Source organism: Providencia sp. (assembly GCF_040396775.1).
In the GTDB taxonomy this organism is placed as follows: Bacteria; Pseudomonadota; Gammaproteobacteria; order Enterobacterales; family Enterobacteriaceae; genus Providencia.
Genome location: NZ_JBEBNT010000003.1, coordinates 104,088 through 122,284 on the forward strand (window position 1 = coordinate 104,088; position 18,197 = coordinate 122,284).

Annotated in this window: 19 protein-coding genes and 1 riboswitch; of the genes, 5 read left to right on the plus strand and 14 right to left on the minus strand. The window is 42.1% G+C overall.

Annotation, left to right across the window (positions count from 1 at the left end; translation table 11 throughout):
* The first annotated feature begins 94 nt into the window (after positions 1 to 94).
* Complete coding sequence (locus tag ABWP91_RS04965) at positions 95 to 283, plus strand: YegP family protein (protein ID WP_275076944.1); 189 nt, start codon at positions 95 to 97, stop codon at positions 281 to 283.
* A gap of 38 nt (positions 284 to 321) precedes the next feature.
* Here the strand turns inward: ABWP91_RS04965 and ABWP91_RS04970 are convergent, their stop codons facing one another.
* Entirely contained in the window at positions 322 to 639 is a 318-nt protein-coding gene (locus tag ABWP91_RS04970) for an AzlD domain-containing protein (protein ID WP_353242315.1), read from the minus strand.
* Between the two features lie 2 nt (positions 640 to 641).
* Positions 642 to 1,310, minus strand: a complete 669-nt coding sequence (locus ABWP91_RS04975; protein ID WP_273840016.1) for an AzlC family ABC transporter permease — start codon at positions 1,308 to 1,310, stop codon at positions 642 to 644.
* Between the two features lie 81 nt (positions 1,311 to 1,391).
* Here ABWP91_RS04975 and ABWP91_RS04980 point away from each other — a divergent pair, with 81 nt between their 5' ends.
* Both ABWP91_RS04980 and ABWP91_RS04985 read left to right on the plus strand, forming a co-directional pair.
* Positions 1,392 to 1,952 (plus strand): helix-turn-helix domain-containing protein, encoded by a 561-nt coding sequence (locus ABWP91_RS04980; RefSeq protein WP_353242316.1) that lies wholly within the window; start codon positions 1,392 to 1,394, stop codon positions 1,950 to 1,952.
* 67 nt (positions 1,953 to 2,019) lie between these two features.
* On the plus strand, positions 2,020 to 2,196 hold the full coding sequence (locus ABWP91_RS04985; protein ID WP_353242317.1) for a DUF2526 family protein: 177 nt from the start codon (positions 2,020 to 2,022) through the stop codon (positions 2,194 to 2,196).
* A 61-nt stretch (positions 2,197 to 2,257) separates the two neighbouring features.
* Here ABWP91_RS04985 and ABWP91_RS04990 read toward each other — a convergent pair whose 3' ends face one another.
* Entirely contained in the window at positions 2,258 to 3,379 is a 1,122-nt protein-coding gene (locus ABWP91_RS04990; RefSeq protein ID WP_353242318.1) for a hypothetical protein, read from the minus strand.
* 212 nt (positions 3,380 to 3,591) lie between these two features.
* Here ABWP91_RS04990 and ABWP91_RS04995 point away from each other — a divergent pair, with 212 nt between their 5' ends.
* A complete protein-coding gene (locus ABWP91_RS04995; protein ID WP_353242319.1) occupies positions 3,592 to 3,768 on the plus strand; it encodes a DUF2526 family protein in 177 nt (58 codons plus the stop codon).
* A 126-nt stretch (positions 3,769 to 3,894) separates the two neighbouring features.
* Here the strand turns inward: ABWP91_RS04995 and ABWP91_RS05000 are convergent, their stop codons facing one another.
* The 7 genes from ABWP91_RS05000 to dalD form a co-directional block, all read right to left on the minus strand.
* Entirely contained in the window at positions 3,895 to 4,512 is a 618-nt protein-coding gene (locus ABWP91_RS05000) for a hypothetical protein (RefSeq protein WP_353242320.1), read from the minus strand.
* Between the two features lie 178 nt (positions 4,513 to 4,690).
* Complete coding sequence (locus ABWP91_RS05005) at positions 4,691 to 5,875, minus strand: amidohydrolase (RefSeq protein WP_353242321.1); 1,185 nt, start codon at positions 5,873 to 5,875, stop codon at positions 4,691 to 4,693.
* A gap of 51 nt (positions 5,876 to 5,926) precedes the next feature.
* Complete coding sequence (locus ABWP91_RS05010) at positions 5,927 to 7,162, minus strand: Zn-dependent hydrolase (RefSeq protein ID WP_353242322.1); 1,236 nt, start codon at positions 7,160 to 7,162, stop codon at positions 5,927 to 5,929.
* Between the two features lie 6 nt (positions 7,163 to 7,168).
* Positions 7,169 to 8,392: a hypothetical protein gene (locus tag ABWP91_RS05015; RefSeq protein WP_353242323.1), complete on the minus strand. Its 1,224-nt coding sequence runs from the start codon at positions 8,390 to 8,392 to the stop codon at positions 7,169 to 7,171.
* Between the two features lie 614 nt (positions 8,393 to 9,006).
* A complete protein-coding gene (locus ABWP91_RS05020; protein ID WP_273827751.1) occupies positions 9,007 to 10,296 on the minus strand; it encodes an MFS transporter in 1,290 nt (429 codons plus the stop codon).
* 90 nt (positions 10,297 to 10,386) lie between these two features.
* Complete coding sequence (gene xylB, locus ABWP91_RS05025) at positions 10,387 to 11,853, minus strand: xylulokinase (RefSeq protein ID WP_353242324.1); 1,467 nt, start codon at positions 11,851 to 11,853, stop codon at positions 10,387 to 10,389.
* A gap of 11 nt (positions 11,854 to 11,864) precedes the next feature.
* The gene (gene dalD / locus ABWP91_RS05030; RefSeq protein ID WP_353242325.1) at positions 11,865 to 13,253 is read right to left on the minus strand and encodes a D-arabinitol 4-dehydrogenase; all 1,389 of its coding nucleotides are present in this window, start codon (positions 13,251 to 13,253) and stop codon (positions 11,865 to 11,867) included.
* Positions 13,254 to 13,429: 176 nt separating this feature from the next.
* Here dalD and ABWP91_RS05035 point away from each other — a divergent pair, with 176 nt between their 5' ends.
* Positions 13,430 to 14,380 (plus strand): sugar-binding transcriptional regulator, encoded by a 951-nt coding sequence (locus ABWP91_RS05035; protein ID WP_353242326.1) that lies wholly within the window; start codon positions 13,430 to 13,432, stop codon positions 14,378 to 14,380.
* 45 nt (positions 14,381 to 14,425) lie between these two features.
* Here ABWP91_RS05035 and crcB read toward each other — a convergent pair whose 3' ends face one another.
* The 4 genes from crcB to ABWP91_RS05055 form a co-directional block, all read right to left on the minus strand.
* Positions 14,426 to 14,812: a fluoride efflux transporter CrcB gene (crcB, locus tag ABWP91_RS05040; protein ID WP_353242327.1), complete on the minus strand. Its 387-nt coding sequence runs from the start codon at positions 14,810 to 14,812 to the stop codon at positions 14,426 to 14,428.
* A 177-nt stretch (positions 14,813 to 14,989) separates the two neighbouring features.
* Positions 14,990 to 15,061: riboswitch (Fluoride riboswitch) on the minus strand.
* Positions 15,062 to 15,401: 340 nt separating this feature from the next.
* Positions 15,402 to 16,364 (minus strand): sugar-binding transcriptional regulator, encoded by a 963-nt coding sequence (locus tag ABWP91_RS05045; protein ID WP_353242328.1) that lies wholly within the window; start codon positions 16,362 to 16,364, stop codon positions 15,402 to 15,404.
* Positions 16,365 to 16,521: 157 nt separating this feature from the next.
* Entirely contained in the window at positions 16,522 to 17,175 is a 654-nt protein-coding gene (dhaL, locus tag ABWP91_RS05050; RefSeq protein ID WP_353242329.1) for a dihydroxyacetone kinase subunit DhaL, read from the minus strand.
* An 11-nt stretch (positions 17,176 to 17,186) separates the two neighbouring features.
* On the minus strand, positions 17,187 to 18,188 hold the full coding sequence (locus tag ABWP91_RS05055) for a dihydroxyacetone kinase subunit DhaK (RefSeq protein ID WP_353242330.1): 1,002 nt from the start codon (positions 18,186 to 18,188) through the stop codon (positions 17,187 to 17,189).
* Positions 18,189 to 18,197: the final 9 nt, after the last annotated feature.

Consider the following 18,197-nt stretch of genomic DNA (forward strand, 5'->3'; position numbering starts at 1 on the left):
CTAACAGCAGCTAATCTTATTTTAAGTAGAACATTTTTTCTGCTTATTTCCTTATTTAGATATTTAGTTTTCCATTTAAACGCAGGAGCTTATCATGGGCTATTATGAATTGAAAAAATCCACGAAAGATGTGGCTCAGCCTTATTACTTTGTATTAAAAGCGGCTAATCATGAAATTATTGCCACAAGTGAGATGTATGCTTCTAAACAATCCGCACTAAAAGGCATCGCCTCAGTGCAGAAAAATGGCCCTTCAGAAACCATTAAAGACCTCACCGTGTAACTTGTTTGCCCCTATCAACCAATAGGGGCAATTTTTTATTAGATTAACCGTAACAGCGCAGTGATGGCAGCAGCGGATAACACAATTAAAATAAACGGTTTTCTATACCATGTCAGTATTCCTGCCACCAAGACGCCAACGACCTTCGGCCAATCTGAAAATGACTCCCCAGAAAATAGCGTAGAGGTCACTGCAACCGAAAATAAAATCACAATTGCAGCAGCGGAAAACAGGGCTTTGCTATTTTCAGATAACACCACTCGCCCTTTCAACAACGCGCCTGATGCTCTCATAAGGTATGTTCCAACAGCTAATATCATGATACCGCTGAAAATTAACCACGGGTTCTCCATCATGATTATTTCCTTATATAAATAACTAAGCTTAATAGTGCCAATAAAACGGGGATCCCCGCAGGTAAATAAGGCGTTGTTGCAACCGCGATTACAGCGCCAATAATAGCGGTTATTCTCAAACGCTTATCTTTTAAAGCAGGTAATGAAAGTGCCAAAATAATCGCAGGGAACATGGCATCCATACCAAATACGTGGGTATCATTCACAAAACTGCCCAGTACTTCACCAATAATCACACCAAGTGGCCAACACAGTAAAATACCAATGCCACACAGCCAAAAAGCCGCCCGCTTCTCTTTTTCTGTTTCTTGTGCAAGGCCAAAAACCACACTTTCATCATTCATAATGTGGTAGCCCAAAAGCGCTTTTGTGCCTTTACCTGTCAAATCGCCCACGGCAAAACTAAATGGAATGTGGCGTGAATTCACCAGTAAACCCGCTAACGCAGCAGAAATAGGGCTTCCCCCCGTAAAGATCACGCCGATAAAGAGAAACTCAGATGCCCCTGCAAGGACTAAAATTGATAGTGTCAAAGGCACCCAGAAATCAAAACCCTGAGAATGCGCGAGCGCACCGTAAGAGATCCCCACAATTAAGTCAGCAAGGCACACCAGAGCGATATTTTTCACTGTGCTATTATTAAGCGTGGAATTTAATGTAGACGTTAGCATTCCTAAACCGTTCGATATATAATACATTTGTTCATTATGATGATCATTACTGTAAAGTGCAATCTATATAGGATATGAAAATTGAATTTACCCGCGCCCCCTATTGACCTTATCTCAAAAGCACTTGCTCGCGAACGGCAAAAAAGTGGGTTATCACTCTCTGAATTATCACGCAAGGCTGGCATTGCTAAGTCCACCCTCTCCCAACTAGAGTCGGGTAGCGGAAACCCGAGTATTGAAACACTGTGGGCGCTTTGTGTTGCGTTAGACATCCCTTTTGCGCGCTTAATTGAAGAAAAACAAGAGGCTGTAACTGTGATCCGCCACGGTGAATCCGTTCCAGTCAGCGCTGAACACGCCAATTATTTAGCCTTTTTATTATCTTCTGCACCCGATGATTCACGTCGGGATATCTACACTGTCATTGCACAACCGGGGCGTGATCGTATTTCCAAGCCCCATATGCACGGTGTTAGTGAGCACATTATTATTACTGCGGGTAGAGCCTTAGTGGGTCCATTAGATAACCCTGTTGAGTTAGCAGTTGGGGATTATATTCATTACCCCGGTGATGAACCGCACATTATGCGCGCATTAGAACCCGACACCATGGCCGTGATGATTATCGATAAACAGAACTAAAGGCATAACCACTTAATGATATTTTGCGTTATGATTACATCAATATAAACACATTGGAGTTGTGACTATGTCCCACTATGATGGAATCGTTCAAAAAGTGGATTTGTTGCTTGATGAAAATTCCGTTCGCAATATGAATGAAATGCTTATGCAGCTTTCCCATGATACAGAGCTCAACCAAGAACAACGCTTTGAGCAACAGCAGCGATTAAGAGACGCTATTTTTGAGCATCATAACTCATAAAAGATCACATCCTATATAAAATAGGATGTGAACAAATTATAAAACACTTACATAGTCACGGCTAAAATTGGCCTGATTTTTCTGTACATGTTTTTACGCCACCTTTAAACACGCAAGTCTTATTCGTCCAAGTTCCACTGTATATCATACCCGACGTAGTTTCTTTTTGCCTAAATCCATTAATATGTTCGAGTATGGAATCAAAAAATTGGTCAGTTTCTTCAAATTGCACTTTATTTTCAGACTGAGAGCCTGACTCTAGTTTTGTTTGGTTTTCTTCAAGCATGGTGACGGGATCAAGCGCTCTTTCCCTTGGCTTAACGAATGAGTCACATCCTTTTTTACTCTGTTCATGAATCGATTTTAATGCTAATTCATGCTGTTCAAAAAGAGAATTTAACGCTTTTTCCATTTTTTCAACAGCAACATTATGCTTTTCATCGTGCTGCAAATTAAGAATAAATTCTTTTTCACCATACTGCCCAGAAATAGAATTCAGTTCATTGTCCCGCCGGAAAGAAATAGACTCAATCTCATTTTTACGTCGCTCAAAAAAAGAATTTAAAATTTCATCACTCTGTTTTGAAATTGACCCATATTCTTTTCCATACTTTTCATAAATTGGATTTAATTCAATTTCATATTTTTTATTAATAGAATCCCTGTTTCTTGTATACTTTTCATGAACAAAGCTAATCTCTTCTTTGCGCTGTACAGAAATATTATCAATCGTTGTTTTATACTCATTCAAAACAAGCTGCAACTGTTTTTCATATTTAGACTGGGCGGTTTTTAACCCAATATTTAATGTTTTATGGAATTGTTGTTCTTCTAACAATTGGTAAAGTGGTAACTTACCTTTAGATGTCGCATCATAATATGAATCGATATTATCATAGTCAAAATGTTGAGCTTGGTATTCAATTTCATCAACATGTTTTTTATAAAAATCATCAGATATGTATTCTAAAATATCTCTTTCTTTTGTTTTACTATGATAATAAAAAACACCTTTTAATATTGCCTCTTTATTTTCCGCTGAGTAATCCTTCAATGAAAAATCAATAATTCTCATTACATCGCGGTCAGGAAAAGCCCAGATATATTTATAAATTTTAGAATTTATATTTACTCTAATGCTCTCTATTTCTTTATCTGATAAGATATCCGTTCTTGTTTCCATTTTAATCTATTCCTTTATATATATTTCAATATTGTCATCGAGTAATAAATCATTTACGTCAAAAATAAAAATGAGAAATTTTTTGGACTGAAGATTGTCCTAAATACTTAGTCTTAATTACGGGTAACGTTCCATAGGTATCGTCGACCTATGCTGTAGCACCATACATTGCCGCAGTAGGTTCTGCATAATGACGAATGATCGTTTAAAAAGTGCCTTTACTACTTGATGAAAATTCCATTCACACTGTGAATGAAATGCTTATGCAACATTCCCATAATACAAAACTCAATCAAGATCAACGCTTTGAGCAACAACTGCGCTTAAGAGATGCTATTTTTATTCACCAAATTATTAACATGTTTACGAAAAATAAGCCTTTCTCATGAGGTAGTGAGTCAAAGAATTTTGCTTAGCAAGTTTGCGTGTTAACCAATAGCTATAATAAACTCTATATCCATAGGGTTTATTACTCTCCAAAATATCAATAGACCTAATTTGTCTGTTTAATCGGTTTAACAGCGATATTCATTTGTATAAATAACATTATTGGTTGATATACTTTTTGTTGTTATTTTTGTAGTGCAATTTATATCAATATACTCAAAAATATTACCTGATTGGAATGAAATCATCGATTCGATTAAATGATCATGCTCTGTAGGAATAGTCATATTTACATCGCTAACTTGCTCAAATTCCATTAAATAGTTACCGAGCCTTTCCTTACCTGTTAAATTTGATTTACTATTCAATAAAAAATCTTTCTTAATTATATCAAGTTGCTCGACTATACTAGAAATCTTTTTTGTATCATCCATGTGATTAGCGTAACTCGCTAGTTTCTCATCCATCTGTTTTATTATCGATAACATCTTTTCTTTTTCGCTATCATAACTACTTATCACTTCTAAATATTCATATACAGGTCGGTGTGATTTAACTTCATAGTCAAAATAATTACTTTCATCAGATAAATCAATAGCATCAAACTCAGTTTTGATAGCTTCTAATTGTGCTAGTCTTTCAAAAAAATAAACTTTTTTTTCTGCATAAAAACTATTTTTCGTTTCACGTATAATATTGATGAATTTATCAAATTCGCTATCTATATTGATTGGTTCCATTTTCATTAAAAGTCCTTTTATATAATTAAGTTTAATTAATAACAACTACGAATAAAAAAGGTAAATGACAATGATTTCTGCCAATTACCTTTTTTTTTATTTTTAAACCTACTCCTTCATACAAAAAATACACTGATATAATTTAATTTAAAAGTATTTTAAGCTGAAGAATATCTTAAAAATTTTAAAATTTATTTTGTTGCAAATACGCCCACGCATATTGTGCATGCAACTCAGCCCCTGTGATCATGGTATCTTCATCAATATTAAAACAGCCGTGATGATGTGCCCATTGGGTGTCTTTTTCTGCATTTCCAGTGCCTAACAACGCGAAACAACCCGGAATATTTTCAATATAGAAACTGAAATCTTCCCCGCCCGGTGTAGGCCTTTCGGTGATCAATGATTGCTCACCAAACGCTTCAGAAATAATGGATTGCGCTAATAATGCACTGCGCTCTTCATTGATAACAGGCAACGTTCCATAGGTATAGTCGACCTGTGCGGTAGCACCATAGATTGCAGCGGTATGTTCTGCGTAACGACGGATTGCGGCTTCAATGCGATCGCGAATCGCAATATCAAAACAGCGCACTGTGCCGTCTAATACTGCATTTTCTGCAATCACGTTAAAACGCGTGCCGACGTCCATTTTACCAATCGTCACAACCGCAGAATCTAGTGAAGATGTTTCGCGGGAAACAATGGCTTGTAAATTCATCACAAACGCTGACGCAACAACCGCCGCATCAATGGTGGCTTCTGGCATTGAACCATGACCACCACGACCTTTGAACGTGACTTTTAATAAATCCGCGGAAGCAAAACTGCCACCCACATTACAAGACACTTTACCTGAAGGCGTTGTTGTCCAAATGTGCATACCAAACACGTTATCGACGTTTTCAATAGCACCTTGCTTGATCATCGCCAGCGCGCCTTGTGCAATCTCTTCCGCTGGTTGGAAAATCAAACGGACATTACCCGTAAGTTCATCTTTAACCTCAACCAATGCTTTCGCTGCGGTTAATAACATCGCCGTATGCGCATCATGCCCGCAGGCATGCATTTTACCTTCGATAGTTGACTTATATTCGAGTGAATCATTGAGTTCGAGTACAGGTAACGCATCAATATCCGCACGTAATGCAACGGTTCTGCCCGGTTTTCCACCCTTAATTTCAGCAATTAGCCCCGTCGGTTCAGTCAGGCGATATTCAATGCCGATTTTGTCTAACTCTTCTGCAATGCGTTGTGTTGTGCGCACTTCTTCAAATGGCAATTCAGGGTGAGCGTGTAGATCACGACGAAAAGCAATCATCTCTGGTGTATGTTTTTTGATTGCAGCTGTAATAATTGAACTGATCATTTTTCTACCTTTACCCTTTTCAATACTGTGCTTTGTTGTTTTTCTTGATTATTAACATTCAATGAGTGACTTCACAGTGGCAAACATCACGTCAACGCCACGTGCAATCTGTTCGTAATCAGTCCATTCATCAGGGTGATGGCTTAGACCATTGCGGCTAGGTACAAAAATCAACCCAGTCTGGGTGATCCCCGCAAAAATCATCGTGTCATGCCCTGCACCACTCACCATGGTTCTAAATTTTAAATTTTGCCCACTTGCATGCTGTTGCATTATTCTAATGATTTCATTATTCAATTCAGTGGGCTGCACATAAAGCGGCTGAATAATATCGCTACCAATGCCTGATGACTCACTGGTTTTTTCTGTTAGTTCAATGATTTGCTCAATCACTTTGCGCAGAGCAACATCATTTTTCGAACGAATATCAACGCTAAATATGACTTCGCTTGGGATAACATTCGCACCATTTGGCAGAACATTGAGCCGCCCAACCGTTGCAACCGTATTGTCCCCTGCGGCTTTTGCCAGCGCGGGGATTTGGCTAATAATTAGGCTAGCGCACACTAATGCATCCGCACGCATGTTCATCGGGGTTGTGCCTGCGTGGCCCGCTTTGCCTGTCAGTTTAACTTCTAACTGGCTAATACCTACGATAGTTTCAACAATGCCCACATCTTCGCCAGCCTGCTCCAACACGGGTCCTTGTTCGATATGTAGCTCAAGGAATGCTTTAACGTTTTTCGGGTCTAATACCGCGTCAGCTGCCTTATCTGCATTAAAACCTGCGGCTGCCATACGTTCTGCGGCGCTAACACCTTGCCTATCTTTCAGTTGATAGAGTTCTTTCGTACCGATTAAACCCGTTATCACACTGGATGCCATCAAACCTCGGCCAAAGCTGGTGCCTTCTTCTTCTACTAAAGCAATCACTTCAAGTGGGTATTTAGGCGTTAAGTTTTGCTCACGAATACGTGCAACTACATCAAGCCCTGTCACTATCCCCGCAGGGCCATCAAAAGCCCCGCCATGGGGCACTGAGTCAAAATGCGATCCAATAATCACGGCGGGCAAATCCGCTTGCTGCCCTTCTAAGCGACCGTAAATATTACCAATTGCATCTTCACGAACCTGCAAACCAAGCTCCACCATTTGCTGTTTTAAATATTGGCGTGCCTGTTTATCTTGCTCGCTATAGCTCATGCGGGTTGTACCTTGGCCTGGCGTCGCGGTGTATTCTGCCAACTGTTCTAAATGGCGTTGAATTCGAGATGTACTTGTTTCCATAATTATTTACCCTGCAACTGGAACAATGTAAGCGACCATAATACCCGCTAAGACAACGGACACCATGGTGACGGAAATGAAACCACCGACTAACATTGGCCCTAACATATGGCTAGTTAAAATTTGACGCTCTTTTTCGTCTTTTGTTAGTGCATTAATCGCTTCGTTAGTAATGATGTAATCCGCGGGGAAGCCATACAGTGCGGTTAATGCCACTGCAAAAGCCATCTCTTTAGTGACACCTAACATTTTACCAACGATCCATGACGCGAGGTACATTCCAATAACGGCTGCACTTATTAACACCACCATTGGATAAACAAGGCGCAATAACATATCTGGTGTTGCATGGTTTAAGGTATCAAAGATAAATAACATCAATGCCATGATAGCAAAACCAAACCCATTGGCTTTTTGCAATGGTTGTCTTTCCAAGAAACCTAATGAAGATGCAATAACCCCAAATAATAAACACAGAACGAATGGGCTGATATTCACGTAAGGTGCCGCATAAGATGAGGCCAAGTAGGCCAAATACCCTACCGCGGCCAAACGTAAAAATTTGAAATAACTCGTGTTATAGTGGCTAGGGATTTTTCTAAACATACGCGGCATTTCGTCTTCCGATACCACAGTTTTCACTTCTACCTCTTTGGCACCCTCAACAGAAAGCGTTTCTTCCCACTGCCCACTGCGGTATTTTTCCAGTACGCGGCGCCCTTCTTTTTTCAGCATCACTGCCGTCAGCGGGTAACCCGCAAACCCTTGCATAACATAGATTAATATTGCAAAAACAGAGAGATCCACCAGTCCCGCTTCCGCAGCACCTTTTGACATAATTAAAGAAGACACAATCCCGCCCACTAATGGAGGCACCGCAACTAATACGGTATTCATATCAAACAATGTAATACCGATAATAAAGGTAAGCAGAATAATGCCTAAAATACCCGCCAATGAAATAAGAATGGTTTTCCATTGACGCAATAATTCTTTCAAGGACAACAAGGTGCCCATATTGGTAATTAATAAATACATTAAGGTAACAGCAACAACCTGCGGAATACCGGCAATACTGACGATATCTTTCGGGAAGATTGTCCAATACCCTAGTAGAAATAATACCGCACACACGAAGACAGATGGGATCCATGCCTTAGTTCGTACCGCTATCGCATCCCCGATATATAATATTCCGACTATCAAAAACAGAGCTAACATCTGCGACATAACTTTTTCCCCGCGTATATCTTTTTATTTGTTTATTTTTTTAGTATTAGAAGCCGTTAATATCAGTTATTCACTAATTTACAGCTTATTTATGGATGATAATTCATCAATATAAAGAGCATTTCGCTGCAAACATACGAAATTGCAACAAAATTCATCATAACATTGAAAATACAGATGTATAGATAACTGAACAGGATTAAATCAGGCAGGAATACAGTCAGCAAATTTATTGGGTAGTGAATTATTACATTGGAAAGTACTTAAACATCTGCATTCGTTTATTAATAGGCCAACTTAACGACAGATAATGTCATGATAAACTTAATTGATAATTAAATTCACTTTTGATTAATTTTCAACCTTCGAAATTATATTCTATTGCTGAGAAAACAAATTCCAATAATTCACGCGAGTTATGGTAAAAATATGTGACAAATATGGCTAATATTTATATTTAAATAAAATATTATACTTAATTTTATTATTGACTGATTTACCTACAAATCGGATGAATAAAGGCAGATAGCCCTTTATCTTTGTATAGAATTATTGACAGTAAAATAAAAAACCCATAAATCACGATTTATTTATGGGTTTGATACAAATTAGGTTTAGTTATTGGTTTGCTGCTGGGCAATCACCTTAGTTGGTTTAATTTTGCGGTTATTCTCAAAGCCAGGCTGAGGAACGTTTATAAAGAATGTCAGAATTCCTGCAAAGATATATAACCCAGTGTATGCCCACACCACCCCGACAATATCGAAGAAAGGCAATACCAAGCTGGCAATCGCTGGGGCAGCAAAGTTACTTAAGCCCGCTGATAAGTTGTAAATCGAAACTGCGGCACCTTTATGGTGTGGTTCAATACTTGGGAACACCGCCGTCATAGGCACAAAGGCTGCGACAAAAATACCCAGTAAAATGGCAGGGATCAGGGCAATCGCAAAATTGTGGCCAAAATAAACGGGTAAGTAGTAAAACAGCAAGCTAGACACGGCCATTCCTAAACAACCAAACCACCTGACTTGGCGGATCCAGCCAATATGTTCCCCAACAATACCCCAAAAAATATTGGTAAAAATCGTCACAAAGAAGAATACGGCCCAGATTTGCAACCACTCAGAAATAGTAAAACCTAAGCGATCAACAAATAGTAATGGCATAATGATCGCAAAACCAAATAACGAAATGGTATTGATAATGCGGATCAGACTCGCCATAAAAATATCTTTATTGGTAAACAGAATTGTCGCCGCCCGGGATAGCTCCGCCATTTTATCTTTCATTGGCAAATCGACTTTTGAGCGATCAACAGGAATGTTACGCAAGCTAAAGTAAGCAATGATACCGCCGATTGCGACCCAGCCGATTGCCATCCAAAGTGTACCTGTTTCCCCCATCATCGGGATTGAGAAACTGGGTAAATAGCTGCCGATGACACCAATTCCCACTGAATACATCGCCCAAAACCAGCCTGTTGCCGCCGCAAGGTGAGCACGAGGGATCACCTGCACCAACATCATCATAAAGGAATAAATAAACAGCGGATAAGCCAGCCCACGAATACCATAAAATAGCAACATCATACTGTAGCTTTTCATGCCTAATCCGAAAGCCATAAATAATGCATGCATGACAATCCATAAAACAAAACCGATCATCATGGCTTTTAAAGGCGTGATGATTTCAGCAACCACACCCGACGCCCAAGCGGCCACCGCAGCCATCAAGCCATAAACGGTGAATACCATCGCGGATTGTGTCGGTGTAAAACCTAAGTCAGTAATATGTTTCGATAAAAAAGCCATTTCAAAGCCATCACCGCTCATGAAAATAGCGATAGCGATAAAACCCCAGAACAAATGCTTAGGTAGACCAAGCCAATACTGCTGTTGTTCCATTGCAGTTTCCTCATTTTATGTTGTTATTTTAATCAATTGCGAAGAAAAACGATAAAGGCGGTAGGTAGGGAATACCGCCTTTTCGGCCGATTACGGCATAAGCTCTCTTGCTTGTTTTTGTTGCTGGTACAATAAACGGAATACATCAAGCCGTTGATTGAGAACCTGTTGGTTAGTAGCTTGTGGCAAATAGGTATTAAGAATGTCTGGTTTTTGACACACCTTATCCACTTCCCCCCCATCAGCAAGCCATGCAAGGCGTGCTGCACCTAATGCCCCTGAAGAACTTGCTGGGTGTGTGACGATAGGCACATTAATCACATCTGCAATTAATTGTGCCCAAATTGGGCTGCGAGCACCGCCCCCGGTGAGGCTACAACGTGGCATTTTAGTGCCTGTTTGCTGTAGCACATCCATACCATCCGCTAAGGCAAAAGTAACACCTTCAATCACTGCGTAACCCAGCTCCGCCCGGGTTGTTTCATTGCGCAGCGCAAAAAAGGAACCTGTGGCATAAGGGTCATTGTGTGGTGTTCTTTCCCCTGAAAGATAAGGTAAAAATATCGGCGCGCGTTTTTTCTGCTCATCCGTTAATTGGCCTACCTCGTCCATCAGTTGGTTTTCTGTCGTTGACAATAACTGGCAAACCCAACGCAAACAGTTTGCGGCGCTTAGCATCACGCTCATTTGGTGCCAGCGGTTTGGTAAGGCATGGGCAAAGGCGTGAACACCATGTTGAGGGTCGGCTTGTAGCTGGTTATTCACCACAAAAATCACCCCTGAAGTGCCAAGGGAAATCAAGGCATCTCCTTCATTAACGGCCCCGACACCTACCGCAGAAGCCGCGTTATCACCACCGCCACCTGCAATAATCACGTCTGCACTCAGCCCCCAATGTGAGGCTAAGTCAGCACGCAACACAGCGCTTTTTTCAGCGCCCTCCACCAAAGATGGCATCTGTTCGCGAGTTAAATTTGTGGCCGCTAATAATTCATCCGACCAATCACGTTTAGCGACATCAAGCCACAACGTGCCAGACGCATCAGACATTTCACTGACAAACTGCCCCGTCATCTTCCAACGCAAGTAATCCTTCGGTAGCAACACTTTGCCAATTTCACTGAAAATCTGTGGTTCATGTCGCGCGACCCACAAAAGTTTCGGTGCGGTGAATCCGGGCATGACCAAGTTCGCGCCAACAATCAGAAATTCTGGGTGCTGCTCCATCAGCCATTCGCATTCACTGGCGCTGCGCGTGTCATTCCACAGAATGCAATCACGCAGCACCTTATTTTGCTTATCCAATAAAACAGCGCCGTGCATTTGCCCTGATAGACCAATCCCTTTGACTGCCGCCCACGCTTCTGGTGCTTTTTGCTTTAAGGTTGCTACCACTGCATTTGTTGCTTCCCACCAGCTATCTGGGGATTGCTCCGCCCACTGAGGATGCGGCCGTTGTACTGTCAATGCCATATGGCTTGAAGCTACAATTTCCCCTTGACTGTTAATCAAAACAGCCTTGAGCTCAGAGGTGCCAAGGTCAATTCCAAGGTACATTGCCTTTCTCCTTACAGCGATTGCTGCGGTGATTTCAGCCAAGTTTCGATACTCGCAACTGTCTTGTTCATGAGTTCATGGAATTCAGTTGAGTGTGCAAGAGAGCCAAATAACATCTCGCTTGAGACAAATTGTGTTAATGCATCCGCAGAATTCATCATTTTTTGATAATACTCGCCATCTAACACACCATCTTGATATTCATAAGGCAATTCACCTTTCGCCCAGCGTTGCAGATAAACAAAAAAGAGCGCGGGCAATACCGCCGTTGCTGCTGGCACTTGATTACGCTGGTAACATTCTTGCAAAGTTGGTGTAATAAACCCTGGGATTTTCGATAAACCATCAGCGGCAACACGTTGATTTGTATCTTTAATGTAAGGATTGCTAAAACGGTCGAGTACCACATCACGATACTGTTCTAAATCCAGCGGGCTCGGTGATAACGATGGGATCACATCTTGCGTCACGTAATTCCATGCCATTTGCTTGATGGGTAATTCACGCGTGCTGTCGTCGATAAAATTCAAGCCGATTAATGTCCCCGCCCAAGCAATGCAACTGTGGCTTGCATTCAGGATACGAATTTTGGCTTCTTCCCACGGTAGTACCGACTCCACCATTTCTACATCCACATTTTCCAATGCAGGGCGCCCATTAATGAAATCATCTTCAATCACCCACTGAATGAAAGCTTCGCCCATTACTGGTGCTTTATCGTCCCATCCCGTGTGCTGCTTCACGCGTTCCGCTACATCAGGGGTTGGGCGAGGCGTTATTCTATCCACCATGGTATTTGGTGAACGAGTGTGGTCTTTCACCCATTGGTATAGCGCATCTTCACCTTTTAGTTGTAAAAACGATAAGAAACCATGGCGAAAGCGTTCGCCATTATGGCGCAAATTATCACAGTTTAATAAGGTGACTGGCTCACCATGAGCGGCAAGTCGCGCACGCAGGATCTCAGTCAATGCCCCGTAGATTGTGGTCATTTTCCCTGATAAATCGGCTTTGATGTCGGGTTGCTGGGCATCTAACTCATGTTGTGGAGTTAAATAATAGCCAGCTTCGGTTACCGTGAAAGCGATTACACGAGTCGCTTTATCACGGCCTTGTTCAACGAGTTGGCTTAAATTTTCATCCCAGTGCAGAATTTTGCGCACAGAGGTAATTTTTTCGTAGTGGCGCTCGCCTTCAGGCGAAACGGTTTCAAGGGTATATTCGCCATTTTGTTTCGCTAAGTTATCAAGCAATGCATTCGCATCATTGCGAATATTACCTAGCGCAATAGACCAGCTGTCATCGCCCTGTGCAATTAAGCGGTGTAAATACCAAGCTTGATGAGCACGATGGAATGACCCGGCACCAATGTGCATCCATACAGATTTCTGCTTTAGCATTGTGACTCCTTAACTTAAAATAAATATTTGCCATTTTTATGGGCATATGCCCGTTTGTTATATTTTAGTTTCAATCTAACAATAATTACTGCGATAATGGTCACAGTAATGACTTTTGCCCTTTTAATAAGCAATTGCCCAGAATTACAATAATGGAAAAAGGCAGGAGACCGTCCATGCAGAAAGAATTAAAAAAAATGGAACAAGCCGCGAGAGCCGCATGGCTGTATTTTGTGGCAGGTAAAACACAACAAGAAATTGCGCAGGAGTTAGGGCTATCACGCCAAGTCGCTCAACGATTGATCTCTTTAGCTAAAGAGCAAGGTATGGTGCATGTGCAAATCACCCACCCGGTCACTGAGTGCTTACGACTCGCTAATGAGATACAACAAAAATATCATCTAACCCATTGTTATGTTGTGCCTTCAGGGCAACTTGATACCGATGCCACGTTGGATATGATCGCCGTTGCAGGTGCTGAGTTAATGGAACAATTAATTGAGCAGGATAAACCCCAAGTTATCGGTATCGGTTCAGGGAGAACATTACGCAGTATTATTGATGCACTGCCTTACCTTGAGATGCCGCAACACCAGTGTGTCTCATTAATTGGCGCAATTGCCCGTGATAGCTCAGCGACACGCTATGATATCCCCTTACGTTTTGCGGAAAAACTGCAATGTCGCCATTATATCCTCCCCGCGCCATTGTATGCAGACAGCCCTGAAGACAAAGCCATGTGGTGTCAGCATCGCGTCTATAAAGAGGTGACTGAAAAAGGCTTAAATGCCGATATCACCTTTATTGGGATTGGGGAAGTGGGGAAAAATTGCCCACTAAATTCAGAAGGGTTTGTCACCGATGAACAACTAGAAATGCTGCTGGAACAAGGTGTTGCAGGGGAGCTCCTAGGCCACTTTATTAAAGCTAACGGTGAACGCTTAGCCACCAGCTTAGATGAAACCCACACGAGTGTGCCGCTATTTTCCCCACCTAAACACCCTGTAATTGCATTTGCAGGGGGTGCGCATAAAACTCAGGCGATTCAAGCCGTACTTAACGGCGGTTGGGTCACGGGTTTAGTCACTGATGAAGCAACTGCGCAACAATTATTAGCGAATAATTAACCCCAATACCCAAGCGGCAATAATGTCGCTTGGATATTTTATTGCTCAAACTTCCCCCTGAGCCAGCCAGTTATGGCAGAGCATACCGAGTAAGGTAAAGATCAATGCGCCAATCACGTGGATAGCGATAGTGCTGATCGCAAAGCCCAATTTCCCTTCTTGGATAAGCACTAACACTTCTAATGAAAAAGTCGAAAAGGTGGTAAAAGCACCACAAAAGCCCGTTACAATAAATAACTTATACGCGGGACTGATATTAGCACTGGCAAAATAGGAAATGGCAAAGCCGATGACAAAGCCACCAATAAGGTTAACCGCAACGGTGCCAAGGGGAATATTTGGATAAAGATGATTCATTTTCAGGCTAACAAACCATCTAAGCCAGCCACCGAGAACAGAACCAATCGCAATTGCAAATAAAGAGGCGTACATAGGAACTTCCCATAAAACGTTAGGCGGGATAAATGAAAGGAAAGTCTCCTTGTTATACTCTAGATAATTCGAGTCACATATAGGTGACAAGCGAAGTAACTTGAAGTATGACGAGTATCGGTCATTTATGCCCTAAATTCAGGGCACATAAACCTACGTACCCCGTCGAATGAACAGGTTAACGTAGGCATCATTAGCCCAACAGGGCGGTTTCTTAACAGCAGGAGGAATGCCATCTCCCTATATAATCACCCTAAAATAATAAGGCAACTCATTAGGAGATGTAAACCTATTTTATAATAGATGCTATTAATAATCCGTTAGGCGCATACATCATCTGTGATTAATGCGAATAAGCGTAGTCAGCAACGCCGCGGGTTTGAATAATATGTAGGATCCATCCCCTAAATAGTTCAAATTGCAACTAGGCGTCAAACGAAGGTATCCTTAGGAGCATACACAAGTATGTGACTAAGGTAACTGAGTGCAGACAACAACGCTGCGGTTTGAAATATGACGGGGATGAGTGACTAAGGTAAATGACCGCAGACAACAACGCTGCGGTTTGAAATATGACGGGAATGACAAGCTATTGGGACATTTTTAAAATAGTCCGCACATTACTCGCACTGGTTGCAATAATATCAATCGCCCCGGTGCGCAATGCGCCCATAATCGCCATTGCCTTGGAGGATTCAGAAGCAATTGCAATCACACAGGGAATTTTTCTCAGCTCATCGATGCTCAAGCCGATCACTCGGTCATTCATAACGGTATCCACATGCTGCCCTTGCGCATTGAAAAAGTCATACCCTGCAATATCACCAATAACACCTTGGTTTAAGCTGGCATCCACGATTTCACGGGGCGTAAACCAGCCTAGTTTGACCATATAGCTGTCCTCATTCATATCGCCAATACCAATCAAGGCAATATCCGCTTTACGAGCGCGGTCGAGGGTCTCTTTTATGGTACCATTCTTCATAAAAGCTTGTTTAAGTTCGTTATTTTCTACATATGCAGGAGCGTATAATGTTTCACTGGTTCCGCCAAATTTCTTCGCCAAGCGGCGGCTGATATGGTCGGCATTTATCGAATCACCAGGGCGATGCGTACCACCAATACCACAAATAAACCGGCAATCTTTTTCAGGCACGGCTCCGCCACTGTCTGCAACAACGGCCACATTGCGCCCTTGCCCAACGGTAACAATCATATTGTCTCGTAGTGTGGTTGATAAATAATTGGCAACCAGCGTACCCACTTGATTACGCTGCGACTCTTCATCAGGGTGATCCAAAGCAATTAATGCACGGGAAATCGGAAAACGGGAAAGTAATTGCTGTTCGAGTTGGGTACTAAAAATCGGGTGATAGCGAACGTTAATTTCAACAATCCCCTCTTCTTTTGCACGCTTTAATAGGCGCCCAACCTTAATTCGCGATATCCCAAACTTATTGGCGATCTCTTCCTGCGTAATTTCATCGCGATAATACGAAATCGCAATTTCAGTCAGTAGCTCGATGTCGGAAGATGTTTGTGATCTATCCATAAGGTAGTGATTTCCTCTCAATTAGTGTTAATCGCGACAAGGATAATAAGGTTTTAGTATAGCGTTTCTAGTGGCAATTAATAAGCGAGTTGTCAAAGACAGTGGATATAAAGTGATATTTTCGACTCTATATCCACTAAAAAACTAAAATAAACGGTTATGCATTAGCGACAGCGCCATGCTTTTCAACACTTTGTGCAAGTTGGCAGAGTAATAAGCAGCAAGACGTTGCCCCCGCATCCAATACCCCGCGGGAACGTTCACCCAAGCGACTCGCACGGCCAATTTTTGCCACTAAATCTAAGGTTGAATCACGCCCCGCGATCGCGGCAGCTTGCATTGCATCTAACGCTTGCTTGAAATCTTTACCTGCATTGGTTGCAGATTCAAAAGCATTAATCGCAGGGATCAAAGTGTCCATTAAGCATTTATCACCTACCGTCGCGCTACTAATATCTTGCAACTCCGATAAGCCGTTTTGTAGCATCGCCAGAAAATCGTGCTGTGAAAGCGCATTTTTCCCTGAAATACTGTCAGACATCCCCGTAAAGAAGCTGCCGTACAGTGGCCCCATCGAACCGCCGATACCTTCCATTAGGGCATCGGAGATCTCTTCAAAGCCTTCACTGAGTGATAACTCACGGCCTTCAATCGCTTTGGCACATAGGTTAAAACCTTTCGCCATATTAATGCCGTGGTCACCATCCCCAATTGCACCGTCGATTTCACTGAGGTATTCACGGTTAGACACAATGATATGGACTAAATCGAGTGTCATTTCATTGCCACGTTCCGTCGAGATAACTTGCATAATGGGCTCCTTTACTTAACCTGTGTTAAACCTAATGAATACGCAGGGACATCCATCAATGTCTTTAATTCTTCATCTACTTTCATTAGTGTCAGCGTGACACCCATCATTTCGAGTGAGGTAAAATAATTGCCCACATAGTTACGCACGATGCGAACACCTTTTTCACTCAATAATTTTTCGACTTCAGCATAATAGATGTACAGCTCCATCACAGGGGTCGCACCCAAGCCAGAAACTAGCACGACAACCTCATCCCCTTGCTTTGACTGCATATCAGTTAGAATTGGCGTTAACATTGTTTGCGCCATTTGCGCCGCTGATTGGATTGGCATAATTTCAATGCCTGGCTCGCCATGGTGACCAATACCAAGCTCCATCATGCCATCCTCGATATGGAAATTTGGATGGCCCACCGCAGGAATGGTGCAAGACGTCAAACCAACACCAATAGAGTAGCAATTATTAATGGCTTTTTGTGCCGCATTAATCACACCATCGAGGTCGTAGCCTTTACTGGCTGCTGCCGAGCCAACTTTCCACATTAATATTTCACCTGCAACACCGCGGCGTTTTTCTTTCTCACTCGCTGGCGCAGAGGCTACATCGTCAGTTGCCACGACAGTTTTAATCTTCATGCCCGCTTTTTCGGCTTTTTTCATCGCCATTTTCACGTTCATGTTGTCGCCAGCATAGTTGCCGTACAAACAAGCAACACCTGCACCGCTATCTGCGGCTTTGAACGCATCTAAAAAGGCCCCTGCGGTAGGTGAAGAGAATATTTCACCAATTGCCACCGCATCTAACATGTTTTCACCCACATAGCCTAAAAATGCGGGCTCATGACCTGACCCTCCCCCCGTGACAATCCCCACTTTTCCTTGGATTGGCGCTTTTGGGTATTTCAAAACGCGGGCATTATCGGTTTGCGCAAAATATTCAGGGTGCGCTTTTAAATAGCCTTGGATAGCGTCTTCAACAACTAGGTCAGGTTCATTAATGATTCTGTTCATAATTCCCTC